Source organism: Candidatus Paceibacterota bacterium (assembly GCA_041663045.1).
GTDB lineage: Bacteria > Patescibacteriota > Minisyncoccia > Phycocordibacterales > GWA1-40-21 > Bog-1340.
The window spans coordinates 153,740-178,361 of record JBAZRH010000002.1; the positions used below are offsets into that span (position 1 = coordinate 153,740).

Here is a 24,622-nt window from a genome sequence, read left to right on the forward strand (position 1 = left end):
ATTTCTATTATGAACGCCACACCGTTATTTTCTCACTATGTTTAGTTGGGTATCTATAGTAGCCAGAGACTGAGTCAGATCCGATGCGGTTTGTATATATGCCATGTAAGAGGAGTAAGCGGTTAGCGGATCGGTAGATATTTTTAGCATATCATTGTCCTGTGACACCATATTTTCTAAATCATCTATTATCTTTAGATGATAGTCAGATACAGCTGATGGGACTGGCATTTGTGACAGGCTTTTTATTATTTCTTTATATATAACTAATACGTCCAAAACCTTTTTTGTTTCAGTTTTTTCGTCTTGTGCTTGGGCAAGATTTGCTATTGCATCCATTTCTTTACCTAAGACTGGCCTGAGCTTCTCGGTTATCTTGAAATAAGTTGATGAATAATTTTGTAGTGATGTGCTATCGGTCGAAACTATATTTAAATTACCTATGGTTGTAGTTGCTACGTCAGCCTTTTCTGGCATATTGTTCAAAATCCTAGACAATAAGATATCTTGTTCGTCTTGTGTCATCTGTCTATCAGATGGCTGGTTGGCTATAAATTCAGACAACACATCCCTCGCCATTTTTTGAGAAGGGTTGAGGCTTTCATATTCATTTGCCATCTTTTGGTCCTGGGCGATGATTTTTGGATCTATTTTATCATTTGGTTCTTGCCATTTTGATGCGGTATTCGCTTTTAATGGATCACGATTTACCCTTAACTCTTCGTTGTCTGGAGTACCATCATTATCCGTATCTGCTTTTCTTGGATCTGTGCCATAGAGTGCCTCTTGCCAATCTGGTAGACTATCTTTGTCTGTATCTACCTGCTTAAAGGTCTCGAAAGAGGAACTTGCGTTTACGGATAAAGCATTATTATTTATAGCTTCATAGTTTTTAGTACTTTTAAAACTAAAAGCGACAATCACAAGAGTAATAGCCACCATTATAGATAGCCCAATAATAAATTTTCTTGACGGTAGATATTTTTGGTCAATTTCAATTCGTCCTAATTTCATTCACTTTAAATTATACCATTTACTTTTTTACTATGCTATAATTTTGACTGTTAACAACCCCATAAAATGAATGGGAATGATTATTAATTTAATAACTATTACTATGTCCATCTCTAGCTCTAGAAAAAATATCGTTTCTGTTTTGTGTGGAGTCTTGATTCTGTCTTTTGCACTTGTTCCAGCGATTTCTTCTGCGAGAGAAGTCACTTTTCCAGAGCTTGTTAGAATGCTTATTTCTATTGGTGTTATAACTCCAGACAAGGCCGTTAAAGCTATGGAGGTGGCCAATAAATATAATGACATTGAAATAGCCAAAAGTGGCAAAGCCGTGCTATCTTCAGCAAAGCTTTGGGCAGACATATCATTTTCTTTTACAAAAGATCTTAAACAGGGCGACAATAGCCAAGAAATCCTTACTTTACAAAGAATTTTGAATTCCGACATTAGCACCAAAGTCGCTTTATCTGGGGCAGGATCTCCTGGTAATGAAACCACGATTTTTGGTCCAGCTACCAAGGTAGCATTGCTTAAATTTCAGAAGAAATATGGGATAAGCGAAACGGGTATTGTGGACGCGAAGGCAAGAGTATTAATGAATAATCTATTGGTAAATCAGAGAGTAAATGCTCTACCAGACAATGCAAAACCTCAGATTGTTGTTAAGGCAAATGGTCAAATAGGAAATGCATCTGTGCAGCCCATGTCTCTCATGACTATTTCGTGGGATACAAAAAATGTTTATGATTGTTATACAGCGCTTGGTGCCAAGGCAGTATCTGGGAGCCAAATAGTTTCTCGTCCAATATCGGGTACCTACTCCATGACTTGTCAGAGTGATTATGGTCCGGTGACAGGGTATGTGAATATTTCTACAAGCTCTAACCAAGGTAATATTGCTGTTATACCAAGCGTTAACACAGAGGATTATTCTTTTTTATATGCCTCACAAAGACCGTCTGTCGATTTGAAAGTAAATGGTCAAGATTCTTTAGTTTATGTCAGCCCTGGAGCTAGCGCTCTTGTTACATGGACTTCGAAAAATGTCGACTCTTGTCAGTCTGTTAGCGGGGCTAGGACAACTTCTGGAAGTCAGATTATTACGAGTCTAAACAATTTAAGCAGAATCTATATAACGTGTACAAGCAAATGGGGGCTTGTTAGTGATACAGTTATGATAAATGCAAACGGTAATGGCATAACCGCGAGTACGGATCAGACAGCGGGCTATACTTGGCCAACCGTTCCTATAAACACAACGAGTCAACCGATTTCATCAGCAAATAATCCCGTCGCCCCTAGAGTAAATACGAGCCCGATTATACCCGCAACCTCGGCGATAACTACATCAAGCATTTTAGGTTATGGGCCAGTAAATCACTGGGATTCAATCAATGCAGAAAAACTTGCTACGGAACTTTCTTTAGCTGGTCTTACCGAGACGCAAATCGAATTAAACATTGATCCTTATAATAGTAATAGGACACCTTCGGTGGCATTACCAAAACTAAAAGCTTTTATTACTGAGATGCGGAAGAAAAATATTGTAACTTTTGTAAATTTGGTAAATGGTAAGTTGGGTGATGGAGAGGGAGATTACATTTGCAAACCGTTATTTACCGATCAATTATTTACAGACAATCTTGATTACATTATTCAGAATATTGGTACAAGTACAGTTATCCTTCAGCCGACAAGCGAGTGGGTTAGCGGGTGCCAAGACAAGAGAGATAGATTCATAAATATATTTAAAGCAAAATGGACAGGAATGAAGTCTTATTATGTAGGGAATCACTCTCCAGCTCCAGATTCAACATGGTTTAAAGAATATCACCCAGGAAGTTTCACTGATTATGGTGACAGTGGGGAATTGGTAGTGACTGACGGTGGTAATGTACTAAATGCGATCGGAAAAGATGGGAATGGAGAGGGTTTTGCTGACACTGCCAAGCTCCAAGCGTATGCTTGCCATGTCTTATTGGGAGGAACAAGAGGATTCGTTTATTATGGCTATGGACACACAGATATAGATAGCAACGCCATTACCGCTCTTGGTGTGTTTGCGACAAATAAACCTACAGATTGTAGTGCTTATGACGCTGCCCTAGGAGGTGGTACGACAATTCCATTTGGAGGACAAGTTGTGGGTATTTCAGAGTGTACAAATAAGGGGGGTGAAGGCGAGAAGCTTTTTGCTGTTGTTATAAAGGCCTGTAATCCTGGTGATATGATAGGGACAAGTAAGGCTGGTGAACCTATGTATGGCACTGGTTATATAACATTTAGAGAAAATAATCCCCCACTTCCTAGTATTGGTGACTCTATACTTGGAGGAGAAGTACCAGATGAGGGTGGAAAATGTCAGGGGGCTTCACCGTCGTTTGACGCTCCGTGGATAGGTGATGCGTCTGGACCACTTGGGACGGGAGAGGCGTGTACTAATACGGATCCTGTAGCCGATTCTGATTCGGGAAGCGATCCATACACCATATCAAATACTTGGGGGGCCAACAGTGGTTGGGGTTTGTGGTAAATTAGTTCAAATTGGTTTGAAGCAAATTGTTTAATCAAAACACCGAGTGAACGCTCGGTGTTTTTGGTTCGTGGATTTTAGGATATCTATTACATACCATTATGATCTGCTATAGCTCCTACTCCACCCCCTGCAACAGCACCAGCAGCCACGACAAAAAGATAACATGTAGGGCATATGATCATCACAACTATTGCACCGACTATGGCTCCAACAGTCATCCATCCCCCGAATCCTCCCTTTTCTGTTTCTATATCTTTTATCTCTTCTTTTGCAATACCACTATCTCCAACATTGGCTGTTGCCCCAGACATACTATAAAGATCACAGCCATTTGCGTCCTTACCAGCTGAAATTACACTAGGCATCTGACCTGTGGTGGATGCTGTTGATGTACCATTTGTCAGAAGGATGGCCTGAACAGAGCTCTGAGCAGTCAATAGAGAAGATTGCGAGATTGCTTGGCAATCTGTTGTGTTTGGAAATGAAAGTAAGCCATTTGACCACTCTGGTAGGTATACTTTACCAATCGTTGTAGCGTTTGCATTAGCTTTTACTCCCCAATCCCCCACGACTACATCATCTTTTAGCACCTGAACTCTTTTTGTGGAATAGTTGTAATCCACTGTCCATTTATGATATCCAGTTACAGATGCAGTACCTATTGCATAGCCGTTTTGTACATCTCCTTTGTATATAGGGTTTGTAAATTCTACACCGTCTCCAAGCTTGAAGCCAAATTTCCCTTTGTAATTAAATATTTCGAATGTATGTCCGTCATTGGCGAAGAAAAGCTTTCCACCTTCAGGTCCGCAGAAGTCCGAGTAAGCTTCGAATTTAAAACTTTTACTAAACGAGATGTCCATATCTTTACCTGTAAATACATATGCTTGTGTGTATTTGCAAGATTCTGGTTTCTGCCCGAGGCTATTCAAGTATGCATCAGAGGTTGTGTCTGTGCCTGATGAGACAATCTTTGCAAAGTCTGAGACATTATTGCCATTTGCGTCTTTACAGACTAGTCCTATAGATGTTGGTTGATCTAATTGCATATAGGTTCCTCCTGCAGGAGAACTTATATCTGTCCCGCTCCAGCCTGTGATGGATCCTGGAGTAGACGAAGCGACACAGTCAGAAACATTATGAGCGCTCCATGTTATAGCGATGGTATTTGTGTCATTTGGTGTAGTAGAGATTTGACCCAGTACAAAGTCGACATCTGAATTGTTTATTTTTACATCAACTGACGGTGTCAGATTTACTGAAGTGTCCGCTTGGCCAATAATAGATACATGGACGCTGTCAGCCACTACTCCTGTCAGTCCTGTACAAGTCAAAGTGAAACTTGTTGGAACTGTGATATTGTCAATGGTTTTTGTCCCATTTGTGTCGAATGATACACCGAGACCACTAGTACAGGATGTTACATTTCCGGATGTCCAAGAGACGATTACAGATGACCCCGATGCTATAGCAGATGGTGAATGAGAGTTATTCACTGTTAGGTTTACATACGGAAGTGATGAATTTTGTAGGTTCTGTCCTGAAGGATTTGCTGAAGAATTGGTATTATTTATAGTATAGCTACTACCGCCTATATAATTGCCCCATTGAGTAAGACTACTATTTGACGAGTTTGTATTTGTACTGGATGAAACTGTATTTACGAGCGAATTGAGTTTTGCTCTTGTAGATACTCCTACGAAACCTGTACCACGGGTTAATCCATTTGGTGTGAGTATTTCGCTAGTATATTTTTCTTGGAATTCAATAACCGCATTTTTTGTTAATTGTCCAAAGTATTGGGTTTCCATACCAGATGATCCTATACCTGAGGATGTGAGGGCTGTCGTCGTATCAGAGTTTAATATTTTTTGTAGTGCGTATACATCTTGACCAACGGTGCCGATGGACATATCTCTATAAAATATAGACGTACTTGTTTGATTTTGTGCGACAGCTCGGCCTATATATTGGAAAGGAGAGCCAATTAAAATAATGGAGATTATTAACAGAGACGATATCGTTTTTACAAAGGCACTATATTTTAGAGTCATTATAATAGGTTAATTAATAAAATACAATGATATTGTAGCTCCAATAAGAAAAATAATCAAATGGACTGTCTTGTGATAGAAAACCATTTTTCTAGAGACACATCTTCGGCGCGGATTTTGGGGTCGAGATCGATGGCGGAAAAAATTTGCTGCAAATCTTTTCCTCTAATTCCTTCGCTGAATTTTTCTCTCAAATTACTTATCAAAACCTTTCTCTTGTGTGCAAAACCGGCATGCAGAATTTCAAAAAACCTTTCCTCCAACTTGGAGGTGTCGCCTCCAAGTGAGCCTTCAAATCTTTTTCTTGAAATATTATCTATCAAAATCACTGCTGAATCCACTTTCGGTGCGGGGACAAAACTCCCTTTTGAGACCTTTGCTACTATTCTCGGCTCGCCATAGGCTTTTACGCTGATTGAAAGCAAACTTTCCTTGCCGTCTCTCGCCACAATTCTTTCGGCAATTTCTTTTTGCACAAGTATTACCATTCTTGTCGGCTTTATTGGCCCCGACAAAAACTTTCTGAAGAATTGCCCGGTGATGTAATACGGAATATTCGCCACGATTTTGAATTTACCGTCCTTTATCCCCCATTTTTCTGCATCACTCTCCAAAATATCACCTTCAAATATTTCAAATTTACCTTCTGATATTTCACTAGCGAATTTTTCTTGTAAGACTGAAATAAGTCTATGATCTTTCTCCACCGCTATCACCTTTCCCGCTTTCTCCAGAAGCTTTTTTGTAAGTACACCTTCTCCAGGTCCGACTTCTAGTACAATATCGCTAGCGGAAAGTTCCCCCGCATCCGCGATCTTCTGTAAAACTCCCTCATTCTTAAGGAAGTTCTGCCCCAATGATTTTTTTGCCTGTATGGTCATATTTTATTTGTATTTTCTGCTCTGCCGTAAGTGAATGAACGTCCCCACTTTTCTGTGTCCGCAGGCGAGCTTGCAGGGTGCGATGTGGTGTAATTTTGCGAGAAGTAATCTTCGAGCAAAAGTATACCACAGCGCAAGCCGCCGAGGATTAGGAAATTTTCCGGCTGGGGAAAATTTCTGCACAGGAAAGTGGGGATGTGAATGAGCCTTTACCACTCAAGATACACTATTTTCTCCCTATATTCAAAGTGTTCTTCTTGAAGCAGATTATTATCAATATCTCCCAGAAATTCCGACGGCAGATTCATTTGTTGTGAGCCGTATATCGTGCGCATCTCGGCGTAGGTCAAAAAAAGTTTTTTTCTGGCACGAGTGAGTGCGACATAAAAAAGCCGTCTCTCCTCCTCCATTTCTTCCGGTGTTTTTTCCGCTTTGCCGACTGGCTGATGTGGAAAAAGGTCGGCTTCAAGGCCAGTAATGAAAACATAATCAAATTCAAGGCCTTTCGCGGCGTGAACCGTCATAAGTTTTACCGCATTTTCATTTTTGATAAGCGAATCTTGATCTGTGGCAAGCGCCGCTTCTTCCAAGAGCTTTTCTACGCCCTCTGACGCAGGCAAATAGTCATATTTTACGGCGAGAGTGGCAAGTTCGCGCATATTTTCCAACCTTTCTTTATCTTCATCTGTCCCCCTTTGCAATTCAAGTTCAAGTCCGCTTTCTCTGATAATAAATTTAATAACTTCAGATGGTTTTTTCTCCCCAGCTTCTTTTTTTACTCTCTCAAGTAATTTGAAAAAACTATTTACTTTTTCTTTTACTCCTGCCGGTAATTTGTCTTTTTCCCCCGCAAAAATCTTCAAAACAGTCACTTTTCCTATCCCTCTCGCTGGCACATTTATTATTCTTTTTATATCACTCAAACTTTCCGGATTTACGCCAGCACGTAAATATGAAAGCACGTCTTTTACTTCTTTTCTTTCAAAGAACTTTGTACCAAGCACTTGATACGGCACGCTTTCGGTGAGAAATGCTTCTTCAAGTACACGCGATTGGAAATTTGCTCGATAAAGCACGGCGATTTCCCTCGGATCTGTCCCCTTTTCTATAATTTCTTTAGATTTTCTCGCGATGAATCTCGCTTCCTCCCCTTCATTGCCCGCGCGGAAAAAAGAAATCATTTCACCTTCGGCATTTTTTGTAAAAAGATTTTTTTCTCGGCGGATTTTATTCTTCTTTATGACATCATTCGCAGCGGTGAGAATCGTCTGTGTGGAGCGATAGTTTTCTTCAAGCAAAATCACCTTGGCTTCGGGATAATCTTTTTCAAAATCCAAAATATTCTGAATATCAGCACCTCTCCAACTATAAATACTCTGATCTATGTCGCCAACCACGCAAATATTTCTGTTTTTCCCCGCCAGAAGCTTGGTCGTCATATATTGCACTTTATTTGTATCCTGATATTCGTCTATATGAATATATTTCCAAATATTTTGATATTTTTCCAAAACTTCTTTGTGTTTCTTCAAAAGTAAATATGTTTTTAAAAGCAAATCATCAAAGTCGAGTGCTTTTTCTTCACTGAGCCTTTGCTCATAAATCGGCCAGACATTTGCGACGACAGCTTGAAGTGAATAACCCTTTTGTCCGGAATGCTCGGCGTAATTTTGGGCGGTTTTCAAATCGCCTTTCTCTCGCGAAATAATATTTAAGATTTTGCTCGGCTCAAATTGTTTTGGATCAATGTCTAGCTTTTTAAAGCATTCTTTTACGACTTTTAGCGAATCATCACGATCCATAATGCTGAAATTTCTCGTCAGTCCGAGCAATCGACTATTTTCTTTCAAAATATGCACACCAAGCGAGTGAAATGTGCTGACAAAAGGTTTATTGTGAATACGTATCGGCAGATTTAGATTTCTGTCGGTGGTGATAGCTTTCTCAACCCTATCTCGCATTTCCTTTGCCGCTTTATTTGTAAAAGTGATAGCCAAAATATTTTCCGGAGCGACCCCTTCTTTTATCAAATGTAAAATTCTGTGGGTAATAGTTTTGGTTTTTCCCGCTCCTGCCCCAGCTATTATCAAAATCGGCCCGTCTTTTTGCAAAACAGCCTGTTTTTGTTGTTCGTTGAGTCCTTTTAGGTGGTCCATTGGAGGGATAATAACACGGAGGGTCTTAGAAGCCGAATTTTACTCCGCAAAATTCGGTCTTTCTACCAGTGATTTGCAAGCAACCATCTGGAAAACATATCTGGTAAGCCTTGTCCGGGCTTAGGCGAAACCAAATATGTTTTCCAGATGGTTGCTTTACCTCTAGTTTTACTTTGAGCAGTGGACAACCCTGTGGACAACTCCCTTGACCTATACTACCCAAGGAGTATCATTGTCTATGCCTACAGGAAAGAGGCAAAATACAGAAAATATGGCTCAACAGAGCCGTTTCGGTTTCAGAAATACGGAATTCTCTTAATTAAATCGGCTTATTTATACGAAAACTCACAAAACTGACCCGAAAAGCGGGGCAAATGCCCGCGGTCAGTCAAAAATATCTTTGTTTTTAGCCATTTCATCAAGATGGATGATCACTATTTTGCTACCAATTTTGTTTACTTTTATGAATCCCGCCCCAGCTAGCGCAGGATTCTTTTCTTTTATGGCTAGCCTTTTTACTGGGCCAAACTCAGTTGTTTCTAATTCTTCCGCTTCTACTTCAAATTCCCAAACTCTTCCACTTCTTCAGAGTGCTACAAACTACGATCTTGTCGCTTCAAGGGGGGGTGGGGACATCACTGTTATAGACGATGAAGCTCTCATGTCTGAAAATGGTCCTTCCGGCACACTTGCCGACATAGGTGACTCTGCCATTACAGGTCAAATCAGTAAATATACGGTCAGAAAAGGAGACACCCTTTCTTCTATTGCCAAGATGTTCGGGGTTACAACAAACACTATCGTCTGGGCAAATAATATTTCCTCAAAGATAATTCAGGAGGGTCAAGTCCTTGTGATTCTCCCAATATCCGGAACGATTCACACTGTCACCAAGGGTGATACTTTGGCAAGTATAGCTAAAAAATACAAAGGCAATTTGGAAGAAATCGCCCAATTCAATGATCTAGGCAAAGACATAATTCTCGCTATTGGAGATAAGATTATTGTCCCGGATGGAGAATCGACCGTCGTCGTTACTTCTTCCTCTGGTAGTGCTTCATCTGTAAGAGTTACGGCAACACCTCATGATACAAATGGCCCTAATTACACAGGATATTTTGTGAGGCCGGTATCTGGAGGTGTGAGGACGCAAGGTTTGCATGGATACAATGCCATAGATATTGGAATACCAGTCAGTAGCCCTGTCGTCGCTTCCGCCGCTGGAGAAGTAATAATAAGTAAAACTTCTGGTTGGAATTCCGGATATGGAAGATATATTGTTATTTCGCACTACAACGGCGCACAGACTTTGTATGGACACTTGAGCGAGAACTTAGTTGTAGAAGGGCAAACAGTATCACAAGGGCAATACATAGGACTTACAGGAAATACTGGCAAATCCACCGGTCCTCATATTCACTTTGAAATCAGAGGGGCGAAGAATCCTTTTTAAATAAAATACAAAAATGGCGGCCGCGAAGCGGCCGCCATTTTTGTATTTTATTTAATTTCCTTCACAATCTCCAAAAAGTTTTTAGGTTTCAAGCTATCCCTCCCTATCAAAAGACCATCTACTTTTCCTTCATCTACAAGTTTTTTCGCATTACTCTTTCCAACAGATCCTCCGTAAAGCACCAATATTTTTTCTGCCTCATCGCGACCAAAGATATCACTCAATGTCTTTCTTATAAAAATAGTCATCTCATTCAATTTCTCAGGATTGATAGCTTCGTCTTCCAGCTTACCTATTGCCCAAATCGGTTCATACGCTATTATTATCTTATTCGCAGATTTTTTGGGAATACCATCTAACATAGAATGTAACTGTTTTTTAATTTCGTGATAGTAATCTCCATGTTCATTTCTGTCCTTCTCTCCAATACAGAGTATTCCTTTTAGCCCTTTTCTTATAACACCTGAGAGTTTTTTAGCTATCATTTCTTCTGTCTCACCTTCCGCTTTTCTCTCTGAATGGCCAAGGATGATATATCTTACGCCGAGTTCTTGGAGCATATTGATGCCTACCTCCCCAGTATGAGAATTTCCTTTGCCTATAAATACATCTTGCGCACCAAGTAAAACATTTTCATCCACGATAGCTTTTTTAACGAGATTTATAAAGACAAAAGGAGGACAAATTACGACATTGGTTTTCTTTTCTTTCTTCAATCCTTTTTTTATTTTTGTCAGTGCGTTTTTTGCTTCTACTTCTGTATCTGGATTCATCTTCCAGTTGGCTACTATTAATTTTGTTTTGGCCATAGTGACAATAGTATATCATTTTGTGATATAATTGTGCTAACATGGATAACAAAATTATTTGGCACGCCCTTGAATACAAAAGGAAAGAAAAGACAGCCGATTGGTATTGGGCTGTCGGTATAATCTCGGTCTGTATTGCGGGAATTGCTATATTTTTGCACGACACGCTTTTTGCCGTATTCATTATACTTGCTGTTATAACTTTAATAATGTTTTCTCGTCGCGAACCGAAAGTTATGGAAGTAGAATTGAATGATAGAGGTTTGAAAGTAGACAAAGAACACTATCATTATATCTCTCTTGAATCTTTCTGGGTTGATAACACCGATGAAAAGGAGCCAAAGATAATTCTAAGATCAAAGAAGACGATATCACCACTTATTGTTATTCCGATAGAAGAATATAATCATGAGGATGTCAGAAACTTTTTACTCGAAAAGCTTTCCGAGAAAGAAATGCATGAGCCCCTTTCTCAGAAAGTGATGGAAAAATTGGGATTCTAGAAGGTGGCTTTTTAGCTATTAAGATGATAAATTAATGCCGACAGTATTCTCTGTCGGCATTATAAATGCTCTCATAGTTCAATGGATAGAACGTGACTTTGCGGAAGTTAAAATGTAGGTTCGATTCCTACTGGGAGCACAAATTTAGATGACGCCATAAGCGTCTTTTAAATTTGTGCTCCCAAGCAAGCAAACTGCTTTGCTTGCGGGTAGGAATCGAACAGCGGAACTATGTTTTTTCAGCAGAAAAAACTAGTGAGCTGGTGCCCAGACTTTTTCGAGCGACGGCGAGAAAAAAGTCGAGGGAGATAAGCGAAGCGGTCCTACTGGGAGCACAAATTTAGATGACGCCATAAGCGTCTTTTAAATTTGTGCTCCCAAGCAAGCAAACTGCTTTGCTTGCGGGTAGGAATCGAACAGCGGAACTATGTTTTTTCAGCAGAAAAAACTAGTGAGCTGGTGCCCAGACTTTTTCGAGCGACGGCGAGAAAAAAGTCGAGGGAGATAAGCGAAGCGGTCCTACTGGGAGCACAAATTGTCTTCGATTTTGATATAATCTACAGATGAGAAAAATACATATTGTAGTAGTAGTTTTTATCCTAATTATTATTGGGATGTATTTATATATTAACTATTTTCAATACAATACATCACGTCGATTAATATTCTCTGAAACAGGCAATTCCTTATCCACAATGATCAACCAAATTGAAGAAGGAAGTTCTCAGACAAAAACAAACGGTGTCTTCTCAAGTACTAGCACGATTAATAACCAGTCGGCACAACTAATAGATAATAATCAAAATAATAAAGAATCGATGGTTATTTTACTTGTTGAGAAAGACCTAGCCGACCCACTTAAATCAGAGCTGGATGTTTATAGCCAAGACATTTTAAAAGAATATAATTTTCACACAATCATAAAATTAGTTCAGCAAACAGATGACATACTTACATTACAGAAATATGTTTTAGATACCTACAAAAGTGGTGACCTCAGCGGTATTCTTATTGTAGGTAATGTACCTACGGGTCTTTTGTATCACCCAGATATTATAGATACTAATTCGGTTTTTAATAGTCAGGGTTTAATATTGAGCGATTCAGTATACCAAGATATTTTGGGTGCCTGTATCTATTCTCCTGATAAAAAAGCTTTCTCCTACAAAGATCCACGTTGCCAGACCGGTAATACTATTCCTCCATATTGGATTGGTCGTTTAACTCCAAACTCATCAACAGAGGATTCTCTGACTCTACTTAAGGAATATTTTAGACGAAATCACGATTATCGAACTGGCGAATTTTCATATCAGAAAAAAGTCTTAATCTATACACCAATTTTCTCTGATTCCAAGCCATCAGAGAAGCAAGGTGACATAGCCTCTATAAAAGATTTCTCTATGTTTAATGAATATAGTTCAGATCAAATAAATTATATAGATTCTTGGGACACAAACTCAGATCAGACGTATCTGAGCGAATTACACAAGCCACATCAGTATGAATTTGTATTCTTTAACGGACACGGGGCACCAACGTTCCACCAAAAGAATTTGAAAGCACAAGACATAAACAACATGAGTGCCTTCTTAGTTTTCTTAGGTTCCTGTTCTGTCGGTCGCTTTACCACCCAAGACTATTTAGCCGGACAATATTTATTTTCTGATGGTCTGGTTGTCATGACAGCTTCAGTCCCTGTTTTCGTTGTTTCTCAAGCACCGAAAAATCTCAGCTATCCTTTAACAGCGGGTTTGCCAGTTTTTAAAGCTTTGCGTGTCGCTCCAATAACTAATGCCATGAATATTCTTGGGGACACTACCTTAAGGATGAGATATAAAAATGTTACTCGAGATCAAAGCCCGATAATTAAAATTGATCAAAATGAAATGACTTTTTCTGATTTTCGGCAAGATGCAGTTCTTAAAATAAAAAATGATGGTAATACAAAATTATTTTTTAAAACCATGAGACAGTTTGATACTCAAAATAATTTAACAGACAAAATATTGAGTAGCTTTTCAGTTATGATAAATCCTCCAATAACAAGTTGGTCAGATTCTGATTATTTTATTATTGACTCTCACACAGAAGCGACAATAAAGCCAATAATATTCCCTTGGGATGAAATACCGCAGGGTTCTTTTACAGGTTCTCTTTTTGTCTTTTCTAATGACAAAACTAATCCTTTTATAGAAATTCCATTTGAGATACAAAAGGAGTGATTTTCTCCATCTCCCCAATATAATTTTTATTACACAAAAGATTTATAATTCTTTCTAGGAGGGTGTATATTATAAATTATAAAACAAAAAACTGCCGTCAGGCAGTTTTTGAGGTTACTTCTTTATCGCCCTCAATTTGTTTACCGCAACTGTAATTCTAGACTTATATCTTGCGGCGGCGTTTTTCTTGATGAATTTTGTCTTGAATGCTTTATCTATTGCTTGATATACTTCAGGAAGCATCTTTTCGGCTTCTTTTACTTTGTTTTCCTTGATGAGTTTGCCGATTTTTTTCAGAGAATTTTCCATCGCGCTTTTTCTGCGGATATTGAAAACTTTCTTTTTCTTGGCGACTCTTAAGGCCTTTTTTGCTGATGATGTTATTGGCATAATGTTGATTCAAATTGATAATCTTTTGACACGGATTAAACTTGATGTATATGAGATACTAACACAAATTGTTTTTAAAGGCAAATAAAATCTTTTCGCTTTTGCCTCTTGATTTTGATATTATATAAATATGATTTCAAAGATTGAAGGAGTGGTTTGGGATAGGAGTGATAAATCTATTGTCGTGGGTGTTGGCGGTATCGGTCTAAAAGTCTTTACGACGACAGAAGGTATTGAAGTTTCCGAAAAAGGAAAAGCCATTTCCCTGCTCACGCATCTAGTCGTAAAAGAAGACGCACTCGATCTTTATGGCTTTATTGGAAAAGATGAACTTTCTTTTTTTGAAATGCTGATCTCTATTTCTGGAATCGGTCCAAAGACAGCACTGAATGTTTTGAATATTAGTTCCGTTAGCGCGTTGAAGAGAGCAATCTCTTCTGGTGATACATCACATCTGGTGAAAGTTTCCGGTATTGGAAGAAAAATTGCTGAAAAAATCGTGCTTGAACTTAAGGATAAAGTCGGTACTCATGGTGAAGGAGAAATAAGTTTAAGAGATGAAATAGATGCGGTGGAAGCACTTAAGGCTCTTGGATATTCTCAAAGAGACGCACGTGAGGCTCTCAAGGAAGTTGATAAAGATATTACTGATACAAGTGGTAGGATCAAAGCTGCTTTAAAGATTCTTGGAAAATAGAGACAACTATTAGATTTTACCTAAGGCCTAGACAAGACTTATCTAATAAATATTTTATTTCTTTACCACATACCGTAGATTGAAGCGGTGTTGCTATAGTTTGGATTCTGACCTACGTATATGACAGTATCCTTTTGTAATGCCTTTTTTTGTTCTTCTTTACCAAATACACCTCTCTTTGTCATATCATCGCTCACCCTTCCAAACAAAGAGAAAACAAACGCCATCACTAAGACGAACGTTAAAAAGCTTATAAAACTTTCATCCATTTTAATTATTTATTTGTCTTGATGGCAATCGCAAAAATGCGCGCTTCTGCCACCAACTCTTATTCTTTTAATAATCCCTTTACAACCCTTGAGTGAACACCTTTCCCCGGCTCGTCTATAAACTTTATGCGAATCTTGATATCTACCCTTCACTCCATCTGGATTTCTATAGTCGGACATTGAGTCTCCGCCGACGCCGATAGATTGCCGGAGAATCTTTATAACATTTTTGAAAAGAGATTTCAATTTTTCTTCTGCAATATTTTTTACTTTTGTCTCGGGATGAATGCCAGACGTCCAAAGTGCTTCGTCGGAATAAATATTTCCGATGCCGGCGATGACTTCTTGATCCATAAGTACGGATTTTATTTTGCCGGTCGATCTTGCGAGTAGTTTTTCTTTAAAAATCTTGTATGAGAAATCTTTATCGAGTGGTTCCGGTCCAAGTCTTGATATGTCTCCCACTCGATTCGCTCTGTCTGTATCAAAGACAAAGACTTTAGCGAATTTTCTCATATCCGATAAAACCAAGTGATGATTATTTGAGAGTATGAAAACGAGATGGACAAAACGATTAAACGGATCTTTTAGCGGACTATCCCCGACGGGGGACCACTTCTTGTCTTTATATTCATATTTGCCATAGAGGAAGTGCCCAGTCATCTTCATATGAGTAAGTATGGTTTTGTTACCTGAAACGTCGATTAATACGTTTTTTGCACGCCTCCTAACTCCTAGGATTTTCCTTCCCACTAGCTCTTTTTTGAAATAAGCGAAATATTTTTTGTCTTTTATATTGTCCTTTCCTCTATGAAACTTCGAGTCATAATCTGTCCAGATATCTGAAATCACGAGCCCTTTGACTCGTTCATTTAGCATCCTCGCTGTTGTCTCTACTTCTGGCAATTCTGGCATGGCTGATTTTCTTAATGAGCAGAGCGAATTTTGAAAATCGCCACCCCGTGAAATGCCGACACCGACGGCGTATTTCACCGGGGTCCACTCAATTGTTTGTAGTCTAGTGCTAAAAGCCACCCTAGTCAAATAAAAAAACCGCGAGTACTGAATTTCTCGCGGTTTGTCTGAACTTGCTAGATCCTGCCGGCCAAGATATCCTCACGGATTCTTTCGACTATCTCCTTGTGCACAGGCATAATCACTCTGCGGAACAGTTCGACTTCACCATCAAACTGTTCCTGCGTCAGAGGGTGATCCTTAATTACGTGATGTAAACTATTTTCTCCCGTTGCAATTATCGAGACAAAAGCCGTTTTACCGCAGGGTAATATTACTCGCTTGTTTGTTGGCCTATATCTTAGAGTCAATTCTCCATCCATTTAGACCCCCTTACTATTTTTCGAGTGGTAATACGAGCACGCTGTAACAATAACCGCAAACATCATCACCCCCCTGGTTGATGAGTTTATCGTCCTTTTTCAGCTGGCTCCGTGTGAGATTGCATTCCTGGCATATTGTTTCCGATCTATTCAATGAACTGTCTGGCATAATTTCCTCCCGTGTTTTGTTTCCATAAGAGATGCTAGCAAAAAATAGGCTAGTAAGTCAAATACAAAGGCGTCCCCCACTAGCGCGCTAGTGGGGGACGCCTTTGTATTTTTTATAATTATGAAATCTTTTCCAATTCCTCTCTCACCACCTCTCTATCATCCCAAGGGATTCTCTCCCCTTTTATAACCATAGATTGTTCGGCGCCTTTGCCTGTTATGATCACGACATCATTTTCTTTTGCGAGTGAAAGAGCTTTCTTTATTCCTTCCCTTCTGTCTTCAATCACAAAAAGATTTTTATTTCTAGCTTTGCCGAATTTTTCTGCGACGGTTGCAATACTTTCTAAAATCTCTTTTGGATCATCATCATATGGGTCCACATTGCTGACCACCACAAAGTCTGCAAACTTGGCAGAAATTTCTCCCATATCGGCGCGTTTTGTTTTATCCCTTCCACCACCTTCGGCACCAAGAAGCACGATTATTTTTCCTGTTGCTCCAGCGATTATTTTTGCCGTTTGCAAAACATTTGTCATACTTTGCTTCTCATGCGCATAGTCCACTATCACGGTAAATTTCTGCTTGCCCGATGGTCCCCCGTTTAGGGTTGCAACTTCTATCTTCTCCATTCTTCCCGGGATTACAAAAAGTTTTTTCAGTCCTCTTTTTATATTTTCATCATTTACTCCCGCGAGCGTTGCAATAACGATTGCCGGTAGCGCATTGTAGACATTAAATTTCCCTGGTATGGATATTTCATATTTTTGCGTGCCGATTTCAAAAGAAACTCCATCGGCTTTTTCTACAATATTTTTTGCAATCAAGTCAGCTGACTTCTCTATCCCAAAAGTTATTTTTTTATCAGCATCAAATTGCAAGAAATCTTTTGCATGTTCGCTGTCTGTATTTGCCAGCATTACTTTTTCGACTGCTTTTCCATCGATATCTTTTCTCGGTAATTTTGAAAGGATTTTGAATAATTCCAACTTTTTATTTTTATAATTTTCAAAACTTCCGCCATGTGAAGGCAGATGTTCCGGTGAAAGATTCGTAAAAACCGCAATATCATAGTTTATACCGATATGCCTAAACTGCTTTATCCCCTCCGAAGTAGTTTCTATCAAACAATATTTGCATCCAGCATTTGCCATCTTTCTTATATAACTTTGTATGACAAATCTACCAGGCATTGTCATATGATATTTATTCAAAACTTCTTCATCGCCGATGCGAATATTTGCCGTAGTGATAATCCCCGTTTTCAATCCACCAGCCATAAGTGCAGACCAGATAAAATTGATGGCGGAGGTCTTCCCTTTTGTCCCAGTCACGCCGACAACAATCATTTTCCTTGAAGGAAATCTATACAAAATCGCTCCGGAAATCGCCAATAAATAATGATATGCCGGTTGCGCCATTTTAAAAAGCTTGGTTGGTATAAATTTCTTCGCTGTTCTTAATATCTTGTCCATAGTAAGTATAATATCTCTTTTATTAACTATCTCAAAATCTCATACCCCGCTATCCCAAAAGCGACAGAGACATTCAATGATTCTTTTTTGCCTTGCATCGGTATTTCGGCTATAACATCGGCGAGTTTGAGTACTTTTTTTGACATACCATTCACCTCCTCTCCCATCACAAGAGCCACGGTTTTTCCAGTTTTGACTTTTTTATAATTTACAGAATTTTCCGCCTGCTCCACGGCTACTATCTGATATTTTTCTTTTTTCAATTTCTTCAACAGTTCGGCAGTATCTTTTGCATATTCCCATTCAATATTTCTCTCTGCACCGAGAGCCACTTTTGCCAAATCCTTTCTTTCTCTGCCAAATCTGTCTTTTGGCGTTGGTGTGCATCCACACAAATATATCTTATCAACCCCCAGCGCATCAGAGGTACGAAAAATTGAGCCGACATTGTAAACGCTTCTTATATTGTCTAGCACCACCACTTTTTTGTATTTAATATCTTTAGCCACACTTAGGATATTACAAGAATTAGCCAAAAAAGCGAGCAGTATTGATAAGAATTTTTGCTAGGGGTGGCAACCTACTCCTTTTGAAATGCCTTGGGAGCGCGACGGCGCGAGCACGAGGAATTTTCTAGCAAGAAAATATCCGTGCATTTCAAAAGGAGTAGGTTGGCAGGACCCCGTGAAAATTCTTATCAATCTCGCTCGCTTTCCAGTCTGTGTTATAATGTCTTCATGATATTAAACACATTCCCCCAAATTTTAACTTTCAGCATACTCGCTCCACTTATTTTGCGAGTGGTTGTCGGATTCATCGCTATCGATCTCGGCTATCTCAAACTCGGCAAAGAAAAGCTCCAATGGGCAGGGCTTTTTGAAACAATCCATTTTCGTCCAGCAGAGATATTTATAAAAGGGTTTGCTTTTGTAGAAATCATCGGCGGTCTTATGCTACTTCTCGGCGCATACACACAGATCGTCGCTATTATCTTTGCAGTCGTGTATTTCTGCGAAGCGGTGCTTGAATACAGAGAAGAAGCCCTAGAAGCAAGGACTTTGCCATTTTACATTTTAATGTTCGTTATCTCCCTCTCACTCATTTTCACAGGTGCCGGAGCCTTCGCCTTGGATATTCCGATGTTGTAGATATTGCTTTTCTCTCCTCTTCATAATTATAAAAGTAACTGCTCCACTCCAAAGAGCCAGTGTAATTTCGAATAATAAAACTTTTAAATCATTCGTACCTGTGTAAGGTATTTGACTCAAGTAAATAGATGATACGAGAGGATTTGCCTGCGAGTAGGCAAGCACGATCGGTTGAGTACTCTTAGGAGAGGAATTATCATAAACTGCATAACCTATATTTCCACCCCCGCTATTACTAACCATGGGGGTAAATGATGAACCACCCCCTCCTCCACCACCCCCTCCGCCCCCACTCGGAGTATTTACCACGGCACTACAGTTTGCTGTCGTCGTGCTGGTCCCAGAAGTTACTACGACAGTCGCATCTTTTGTGCCAGATGAAGAATATGTCAAAGAAGTTGTGCTAAGTGTTCCGGAAAGTGAGTCTGTCCCAGTCCACAAATATGTATAGTTGCCCATTCCACCTAAAGCTATTGCACTCCAAATGATCGAATTACCAGTATATACAGACGATGGGCTTGCAGAACAAGAGGCTGAAAGTTCGCTTGGCAAGGAATCTGAATAAATATTGGTAGTGCAGGTTACGCTTGATGTTGCTGTTCCAGAAGTTACCACGACAGTCGCATCTTTTGTGCCGGAGTTAGAATATATTTTTGAAGTAGTAGAACTTGTATCAGCCAAACTATCAGTACCAGTCCAAGAATATGTGTATGTCCCAGTACCACCGCTAGCATTTCCACTCCAAGCGACAGAAGTATTTATAGGTGCACTTGATGTGCTAACCGAGCAAGACACTATTAAGTCTGGAGTAGGAGCTGGTGGGGGTGGCGGTGGAGCAATAGTACAAAATAATCCTTGAGCCGAAGGTACCGAATCAAAAACACTCCCATCTATACCAAATATATGTCCTTCGAAAAGTTCGGCAAAATCCATCGAATACCAAATGTCCACCTGGGTTAAACATGTGGCTATATTTGAGATAAAAGTATGGGAAGACTGTGCGGGGATGATCAGTGAGCTCCTTTCATCGATCGGTGTCTGCGTGATAGGAGATATATTGTCATAAACACGATAAGAGCCGATAACCGTTGGTAATGCACAATCAGTCCCATTATCTACTGTTGTCTGTACATGAGTGTCATCTATTTTGAACATAGAAATATTAATCGCCCCATGGACGTAGGCACTGAATGCTTCATCCCAAGATAGAGTACAATCGGCGCGGGCTATATTTACGGTGGCTCCAAAAATAAAAAAACAAAAGACTATAATCAGAGTCGAGGATAATTTGGGGAATTTCGGTCTGTTATTTTTTATTGTTTCTTTTGTCATTAAGTATAGAAATATATAGATAAATGTCCCTCTTCACTTATGTAGACGTATTGAAAGGGCTGTTGTTACACGGCTTAGATTATGGCCGTTATAAAAAAAGAAGCCATCGAAGCTTCTTTTTTGGCTTTGAGAAAGCCGTTGAGTTCTGTGTCGGTGCTCCCAACAAGAAATTATTATAACTATTTTGAGTGATGGGAACTATATGGATGGGGTGTTTGGGAAGTCGAGGTATATAAGGGAGATGAGGAAGTAATAACTATTCAAGTCCTTTTCTTTATTCGTATCTTAAAGCATCAATTGGACTCAAATTTGAGGCTCTAGCGGCTGGATAATATCCAAAGATTATTCCTATAATTGCGGAAACTCCGAAGGATAATATAACTGAAGTAAAAGATATTGTTGCAGTCAGTAATCCAGTTAATGTAATTATCCACGCGATACCGAAACCAGTAATTATTCCGATTATTCCACCAATGGTTGTTAATACAATTGATTCAACTAAAAATTGTAACCGAATATCTCTCTTCTTTGCTCCAACAGCTTTTCTCAAACCAATCTCTCTAGTTCTTTCAGTAACGGTTGTGAGCATCATATTCATAATTCCAATACCTCCGACAAGTAAAGATATTCCGGCGATTGCTGCAAGTAGGTATGTCATGGTGGCAGTAATAGAAGATGCAGTTGCCAACATATCTGATTGGTTCATTGTATTGAAATCTGCTTTTGTGACATCGGCAATGTTGTGTCTTGAAAGTAATATATCTGTTGCTTGGTTCTGCACGTCCGTTACCAAATCTGCAGTTTGTGCGGAAATATTGATTGTTGAAACATATTTATTTCCAGTAAAAAATTGCTGAGCTACAGAGATTGGTATATATACAATATCATCAGCACTTCCCAAACCTGCTCCTCCTTTTGCTTGAGTGATACCAATTACGGTGAATTCATTTCCACTAATTCTTATTGTCTTACCGACAACATCAACACCCGTTCCAAAAAGATCATCTCTCGTTGTAGGACCAATAACAGCAACTCTAGCAAGTTGAGTAACTTGTTCATCGGTAAAAAAAGTTCCGATATCTAGAACTAGATTTTTAATATCAACATACGAAGGTGTTGTTCCCATCACTGAGGTGTTTGTGTTTGTTCCAGCAGCAACAACTTGTTTTTGAGAAGAAACTGTTGGTGCCACATATTTTGCGCTTGTAACTCCGCTTTTAATTGCTTCAACGTCTGACATTGTTAAGGTATTCGCTGAACCACGACTGGCTCTTACTTGGCTTCCAACAGTTCTGGGCGCTCCAGGAGAAATAACAACAAGATTTGAGCCGATTGATTCAATACTAGATTGGATTGAGCTGGTTGCCCCATTACCAACTGCAAGCATTGCAATAACAGATGCAATACCAATGACTATACCTAGCATCGTAAGACCAGTACGGACTTTATTTGATAGTAATCCTGAAGATGTTTCTTGTAGTAAATCTTTTATTGTCATTATCTTTTATTATTAATTACTTCACTACATGGAGCAGTAACTTTTTCTTCTTTTGCACACAAATCTATTTTGCTTATTCTTTTATTTTTATTTTTTTCATCACTCAATATAAGGCCATCTCTTATATGAATAATTCTGTCTGCGTGTTCGGCAACATCAAGTTCGTGAGTAATAAGTATTATTGTATGCCCATGATCTTTATTTAAATCTTGAAATGTCTTTAAAACAATTTCACCAGTTTTAGTATCCAAATTTCCAGTAGGTTCATCTGCCATAATAAGTGAAGGATTATTTACAAGCGCCCGAGCGATAGCCACGCGCTGAATTTGTCCCCCAGAAAGCTGATTTGAAAGATGGCGCCATCTTTCCTCCTCAAGTCCTGCGGATTTTAAAGCTTGTTCTGCTCTTCTAATCCTTTCCTCTGGAGTAACTTTCAAATATACTAGCGGTAAAATCACATTTCGAATAACTTCCGCTCTCGGTAAAAGATTGAAAGATTGAAAAACAAAACCGATTTTATTTCCTCGTATATTCGCTAGTTCATCATCTGAAAGCTTTGAAACATCTTCCTTATCAAGGAAATAATGGCCGTTTGTTGGGGTATCAAGAGCACCCAAAATATGCATCAGTGTAGATTTACCTGAACCAGATGGACCCATTATCGCTACATACTCCCCGTCATTTATGGTAAAGGAAACACCTCTGAGGGCCTCAGTTTTTGCATCGCCATTTACGTAAGTTTTTATAATATCTTTACATTCAATCATAGACTTTAGTCTCTTATCATTGTTGCACCTACAGCACCACCACCAAAATCACCAAAACCTCCTCTTGTGTTTGTAGTTGCTGAAGCGGCTGTTGTTTTAGTTACGGTTGTTCCATTCTTTATAGTTGTCTTTTTAGTCACAATTAGTTGTCCTTCGGAAAGACCAGATAGCACTTCCATCATTGTGTTATTTGAAATACCGGTTGTTATTTCGATTTCAGTTATAGTATATTGTACCGATATTCCTTGAGTAGAGTTTGTATTGCTTGCTGAATAATTTCCAAATTGTCTTGAAGAAGATGCTTTTGTTGTTGAAGCAAAGGTCGTTGATGCAAAGTTCCCTCTTGATGTCGAAGCAAAATTTCGAGTAGAAGAACTTAGATCAAAATCTTTAATAATTGTAGATGAGGTATCAGCAACCAAAACATACTTTTTTCCACCAATTGTTGTCACAGCCGATATAGGAATAATGAGTGTATTTGGTTGTTGTGTAGTAACAATAGAGACTGATGCTGTCATAGCTGTTTTTATTAGATTATTTTGTTCATCCATTTTTATTTGTACTGAATAACTGACCACTCCTTGCGTTACAGTTCCCAGTGGATCTATATAACCAACGTGGCCAGTAATAGAAACATTTGGTAGTGAATCAAAAGTAATTATTACAGAATTGCCAGCAGAAACTTTTGCAGCGTCCACTTCATTCAATGTAACATTTATTACTTTTTCTGATGTAATAAGTGTTCCAAGTGAATCAGAAGAAGAAACTTGTTGTCCAACATCGGCTGTAAGCCCACCAATTTGTCCATCAAAAGGTGCAGTAATAATTCTACTTGCATATGCTGTTTCTGCATTTGCTAAATTTGCTTTTGCGTTATCGAGATTGGCTTTTGATACCGCTAGATCAGCCGCTAAAGGAGGTTTTTGTTGTACAGACAGATTGTCTTTTGCTTGCTGTAATGAAATTATTGAATTATTATACGACTGTAGAGTAGATGTTAAATCGCTAATTAAAGAATCGATACTACTTCTTGCACTCGCTGATGTACTTTTATTTGAATCTATCGATGATTGTCCACTAGAGCCTGGTGCAATACTGTACACTGCAAAAAGCATTGTCATATCATCAAAATAATTTCTCATTACATTTAGATCAGATAAGGCACTATTTATAGAAGAAACTAAATCATCAGAGATTTTTTGATTTATTATTTTCTCCCTCCAATTATTCAACATTGGGCCAATAGTATACCTTCCTTGCTCGACATTATTTTGTAGTTGTTGATTTACAAAATTAACATCAGCCACAGCAAGTTGGTTATTACCCATTGGATTAGTGAAAAATGAATCGGTATTTAAATAAACGGAATTTGATGCTGTTGTATATGCACCTTTTAGCTTTATTAAAATGTTTTGTTTGGCATTATCTAAAGATGTTTGCGCGGTTGTTATGGCATTATTTAAAGATAATAATTGGCTATCGGTTAATCCGCTGACGAGTTTGTCATAACTAGCTTGAGCACTTGTAACACTTGCTTCTGCTTGATTAAGTGTTTGCAATGCATTTTTTCCATCAAGAATAGCAACGACTTGCCCCGCTTTTACTGTATCGCCATTTTTTACTTTCACAGAAATAATTTGCCCTAGAGTTTGTGTCTGTCCAGTTGTCGTCGGTTTAATAGAAATTTTACTTAATGTAGAGACTTGACCTGACCCAGTAACACTAACTATAAGATCACCCCTTATTACTCTTCCATATGTATACTGTATTGTAGATGCAGTTGGAAAGAATTTGCCATATGCATAATAACCACCACCGATAATCACAACTGCAATAATTATCGACCATATATGATGGTCTTTAATAAAATTTTTCATTCCACTAAAGAAAATAAAAATCTTATTACTCATTTT

21 protein-coding genes and 1 tRNA gene are annotated in these 24,622 nt (G+C 38.8%); 7 read left to right on the forward strand and 15 right to left on the reverse strand.

Annotated features, from left to right (window positions below; genetic code table 11):
* Nucleotides 1-24: 24 nt before the first annotated feature.
* Complete coding sequence (locus WC631_02910; protein ID MFA6227400.1) at nucleotides 25-1,014, reverse strand: hypothetical protein; 990 nt, start codon at nucleotides 1,012-1,014, stop codon at nucleotides 25-27.
* Nucleotides 1,015-1,090: 76 nt separating this feature from the next.
* On the opposite strand from WC631_02910, the gene WC631_02915 reads away from it, so the two are divergent.
* On the forward strand, nucleotides 1,091-3,544 hold the full coding sequence (locus tag WC631_02915; protein MFA6227401.1) for a peptidoglycan-binding domain-containing protein: 2,454 nt from the start codon (nucleotides 1,091-1,093) through the stop codon (nucleotides 3,542-3,544).
* Between the two features lie 89 nt (nucleotides 3,545-3,633).
* Here the strand turns inward: WC631_02915 and WC631_02920 are convergent, their stop codons facing one another.
* The 3 genes from WC631_02920 to WC631_02930 all read right to left on the reverse strand — a co-directional run bounded on the left by WC631_02920 (nucleotide 3,634) and on the right by WC631_02930 (nucleotide 8,638).
* Entirely contained in the window at nucleotides 3,634-5,460 is a 1,827-nt protein-coding gene (locus WC631_02920) for a peptidoglycan-binding domain-containing protein (protein ID MFA6227402.1), read from the reverse strand.
* Nucleotides 5,461-5,657: 197 nt separating this feature from the next.
* Entirely contained in the window at nucleotides 5,658-6,482 is an 825-nt protein-coding gene (gene rsmA / locus WC631_02925; GenBank protein ID MFA6227403.1) for a 16S rRNA (adenine(1518)-N(6)/adenine(1519)-N(6))-dimethyltransferase RsmA, read from the reverse strand.
* A gap of 209 nt (nucleotides 6,483-6,691) precedes the next feature.
* Nucleotides 6,692-8,638 (reverse strand): UvrD-helicase domain-containing protein, encoded by a 1,947-nt coding sequence (locus WC631_02930; GenBank protein MFA6227404.1) that lies wholly within the window; start codon nucleotides 8,636-8,638, stop codon nucleotides 6,692-6,694.
* 463 nt (nucleotides 8,639-9,101) lie between these two features.
* Here WC631_02930 and WC631_02935 point away from each other — a divergent pair, with 463 nt between their 5' ends.
* On the forward strand, nucleotides 9,102-10,091 hold the full coding sequence (locus tag WC631_02935; GenBank protein ID MFA6227405.1) for a M23 family metallopeptidase: 990 nt from the start codon (nucleotides 9,102-9,104) through the stop codon (nucleotides 10,089-10,091).
* A 47-nt stretch (nucleotides 10,092-10,138) separates the two neighbouring features.
* Here WC631_02935 and tpiA read toward each other — a convergent pair whose 3' ends face one another.
* Entirely contained in the window at nucleotides 10,139-10,900 is a 762-nt protein-coding gene (gene tpiA / locus WC631_02940; protein MFA6227406.1) for a triose-phosphate isomerase, read from the reverse strand.
* Nucleotides 10,901-10,941: 41 nt separating this feature from the next.
* Here tpiA and WC631_02945 point away from each other — a divergent pair, with 41 nt between their 5' ends.
* From WC631_02945 to WC631_02955, 3 genes are all read left to right on the forward strand, one after another.
* Nucleotides 10,942-11,403, forward strand: coding sequence for a hypothetical protein (locus tag WC631_02945; protein MFA6227407.1), 462 nt, complete (start codon nucleotides 10,942-10,944; stop codon nucleotides 11,401-11,403).
* Between the two features lie 67 nt (nucleotides 11,404-11,470).
* Nucleotides 11,471-11,542, forward strand: a tRNA-Arg gene (locus tag WC631_02950).
* 424 nt (nucleotides 11,543-11,966) lie between these two features.
* The gene (locus WC631_02955) at nucleotides 11,967-13,628 is read left to right on the forward strand and encodes a hypothetical protein (protein MFA6227408.1); all 1,662 of its coding nucleotides are present in this window, start codon (nucleotides 11,967-11,969) and stop codon (nucleotides 13,626-13,628) included.
* 114 nt (nucleotides 13,629-13,742) lie between these two features.
* Here WC631_02955 and rpsT read toward each other — a convergent pair whose 3' ends face one another.
* Nucleotides 13,743-14,018: a 30S ribosomal protein S20 gene (rpsT, locus tag WC631_02960; protein ID MFA6227409.1), complete on the reverse strand. Its 276-nt coding sequence runs from the start codon at nucleotides 14,016-14,018 to the stop codon at nucleotides 13,743-13,745.
* Nucleotides 14,019-14,148: 130 nt separating this feature from the next.
* Here rpsT and ruvA point away from each other — a divergent pair, with 130 nt between their 5' ends.
* Nucleotides 14,149-14,715, forward strand: coding sequence for a Holliday junction branch migration protein RuvA (ruvA, locus tag WC631_02965; GenBank protein MFA6227410.1), 567 nt, complete (start codon nucleotides 14,149-14,151; stop codon nucleotides 14,713-14,715).
* Nucleotides 14,716-14,777: 62 nt separating this feature from the next.
* Here the strand turns inward: ruvA and WC631_02970 are convergent, their stop codons facing one another.
* From WC631_02970 to WC631_02990, 5 genes are all read right to left on the reverse strand, one after another.
* Complete coding sequence (locus WC631_02970) at nucleotides 14,778-14,984, reverse strand: hypothetical protein (protein ID MFA6227411.1); 207 nt, start codon at nucleotides 14,982-14,984, stop codon at nucleotides 14,778-14,780.
* Nucleotides 14,985-14,993: 9 nt separating this feature from the next.
* A complete protein-coding gene (gene mutM, locus WC631_02975; protein ID MFA6227412.1) occupies nucleotides 14,994-15,977 on the reverse strand; it encodes a bifunctional DNA-formamidopyrimidine glycosylase/DNA-(apurinic or apyrimidinic site) lyase in 984 nt (327 codons plus the stop codon).
* Nucleotides 15,978-16,075: 98 nt separating this feature from the next.
* Nucleotides 16,076-16,321, reverse strand: coding sequence for a hypothetical protein (locus WC631_02980; protein ID MFA6227413.1), 246 nt, complete (start codon nucleotides 16,319-16,321; stop codon nucleotides 16,076-16,078).
* Between the two features lie 287 nt (nucleotides 16,322-16,608).
* Nucleotides 16,609-17,964: a UDP-N-acetylmuramoyl-L-alanyl-D-glutamate--2,6-diaminopimelate ligase gene (locus WC631_02985; GenBank protein MFA6227414.1), complete on the reverse strand. Its 1,356-nt coding sequence runs from the start codon at nucleotides 17,962-17,964 to the stop codon at nucleotides 16,609-16,611.
* Between the two features lie 26 nt (nucleotides 17,965-17,990).
* On the reverse strand, nucleotides 17,991-18,473 hold the full coding sequence (locus WC631_02990; protein MFA6227415.1) for a TrmH family RNA methyltransferase: 483 nt from the start codon (nucleotides 18,471-18,473) through the stop codon (nucleotides 17,991-17,993).
* A 228-nt stretch (nucleotides 18,474-18,701) separates the two neighbouring features.
* On the opposite strand from WC631_02990, the gene WC631_02995 reads away from it, so the two are divergent.
* Complete coding sequence (locus tag WC631_02995) at nucleotides 18,702-19,112, forward strand: DoxX family protein (GenBank protein MFA6227416.1); 411 nt, start codon at nucleotides 18,702-18,704, stop codon at nucleotides 19,110-19,112.
* On the opposite strand, the gene WC631_03000 is transcribed toward WC631_02995, so the two are convergent.
* The 4 genes from WC631_03000 to WC631_03015 all read right to left on the reverse strand — a co-directional run bounded on the left by WC631_03000 (nucleotide 19,059) and on the right by WC631_03015 (nucleotide 24,619).
* Nucleotides 19,059-20,444, reverse strand: coding sequence for a PKD domain-containing protein (locus WC631_03000; GenBank protein ID MFA6227417.1), 1,386 nt, complete (start codon nucleotides 20,442-20,444; stop codon nucleotides 19,059-19,061). The two genes, WC631_02995 and WC631_03000, sit on opposite strands and share 54 nt — an antisense overlap.
* Nucleotides 20,445-20,718: 274 nt before the next feature.
* A complete protein-coding gene (locus WC631_03005) occupies nucleotides 20,719-21,942 on the reverse strand; it encodes an ABC transporter permease (protein MFA6227418.1) in 1,224 nt (407 codons plus the stop codon).
* Entirely contained in the window at nucleotides 21,942-22,709 is a 768-nt protein-coding gene (locus WC631_03010; GenBank protein MFA6227419.1) for an ABC transporter ATP-binding protein, read from the reverse strand. The genes WC631_03005 and WC631_03010 overlap by 1 nt, the downstream gene beginning before the upstream one ends.
* Nucleotides 22,710-22,714: 5 nt before the next feature.
* The gene (locus WC631_03015) at nucleotides 22,715-24,619 is read right to left on the reverse strand and encodes an HlyD family efflux transporter periplasmic adaptor subunit (GenBank protein ID MFA6227420.1); all 1,905 of its coding nucleotides are present in this window, start codon (nucleotides 24,617-24,619) and stop codon (nucleotides 22,715-22,717) included.
* Between the last annotated feature and the right edge of the window lie 3 nt (nucleotides 24,620-24,622).

What these genes read in the sequence shown, in the direction of transcription:
- rpsT (MFA6227409.1), bottom strand. Translation starts at nt 14,018, where the DNA reads ATGCCAATAACATCATCAGCAAAAAAGGCCTTAAGAGTCGCCAAGAAA.
- WC631_02930 (MFA6227404.1), bottom strand. Translation starts at nt 8,638, where the DNA reads ATGGACCACCTAAAAGGACTCAACGAACAACAAAAACAGGCTGTTTTG.
- WC631_02945 (MFA6227407.1), top strand. Translation starts at nt 10,942, where the DNA reads ATGGATAACAAAATTATTTGGCACGCCCTTGAATACAAAAGGAAAGAA.
- WC631_02935 (MFA6227405.1), top strand. Translation starts at nt 9,102, where the DNA reads ATGAATCCCGCCCCAGCTAGCGCAGGATTCTTTTCTTTTATGGCTAGC.
- rsmA (MFA6227403.1), bottom strand. Translation starts at nt 6,482, where the DNA reads ATGACCATACAGGCAAAAAAATCATTGGGGCAGAACTTCCTTAAGAAT.
- tpiA (MFA6227406.1), bottom strand. Translation starts at nt 10,900, where the DNA reads ATGGCCAAAACAAAATTAATAGTAGCCAACTGGAAGATGAATCCAGAT.
- WC631_02955 (MFA6227408.1), top strand. Translation starts at nt 11,967, where the DNA reads ATGAGAAAAATACATATTGTAGTAGTAGTTTTTATCCTAATTATTATT.
- ruvA (MFA6227410.1), top strand. Translation starts at nt 14,149, where the DNA reads ATGATTTCAAAGATTGAAGGAGTGGTTTGGGATAGGAGTGATAAATCT.
- WC631_02985 (MFA6227414.1), bottom strand. Translation starts at nt 17,964, where the DNA reads ATGGACAAGATATTAAGAACAGCGAAGAAATTTATACCAACCAAGCTT.
- WC631_02970 (MFA6227411.1), bottom strand. Translation starts at nt 14,984, where the DNA reads ATGGATGAAAGTTTTATAAGCTTTTTAACGTTCGTCTTAGTGATGGCG.
- WC631_03010 (MFA6227419.1), bottom strand. Translation starts at nt 22,709, where the DNA reads ATGATTGAATGTAAAGATATTATAAAAACTTACGTAAATGGCGATGCA.
- WC631_02910 (MFA6227400.1), bottom strand. Translation starts at nt 1,014, where the DNA reads ATGAAATTAGGACGAATTGAAATTGACCAAAAATATCTACCGTCAAGA.
- WC631_02915 (MFA6227401.1), top strand. Translation starts at nt 1,091, where the DNA reads ATGATTATTAATTTAATAACTATTACTATGTCCATCTCTAGCTCTAGA.
- WC631_02980 (MFA6227413.1), bottom strand. Translation starts at nt 16,321, where the DNA reads ATGGATGGAGAATTGACTCTAAGATATAGGCCAACAAACAAGCGAGTA.
- WC631_03015 (MFA6227420.1), bottom strand. Translation starts at nt 24,619, where the DNA reads ATGAGTAATAAGATTTTTATTTTCTTTAGTGGAATGAAAAATTTTATT.
- WC631_03005 (MFA6227418.1), bottom strand. Translation starts at nt 21,942, where the DNA reads ATGACAATAAAAGATTTACTACAAGAAACATCTTCAGGATTACTATCA.
- WC631_02995 (MFA6227416.1), top strand. Translation starts at nt 18,702, where the DNA reads ATGATATTAAACACATTCCCCCAAATTTTAACTTTCAGCATACTCGCT.
- WC631_02920 (MFA6227402.1), bottom strand. Translation starts at nt 5,460, where the DNA reads ATGTCCATCGGCACCGTTGGTCAAGATGTATACGCACTACAAAAAATA.
- WC631_03000 (MFA6227417.1), bottom strand. Translation starts at nt 20,444, where the DNA reads ATGACAAAAGAAACAATAAAAAATAACAGACCGAAATTCCCCAAATTA.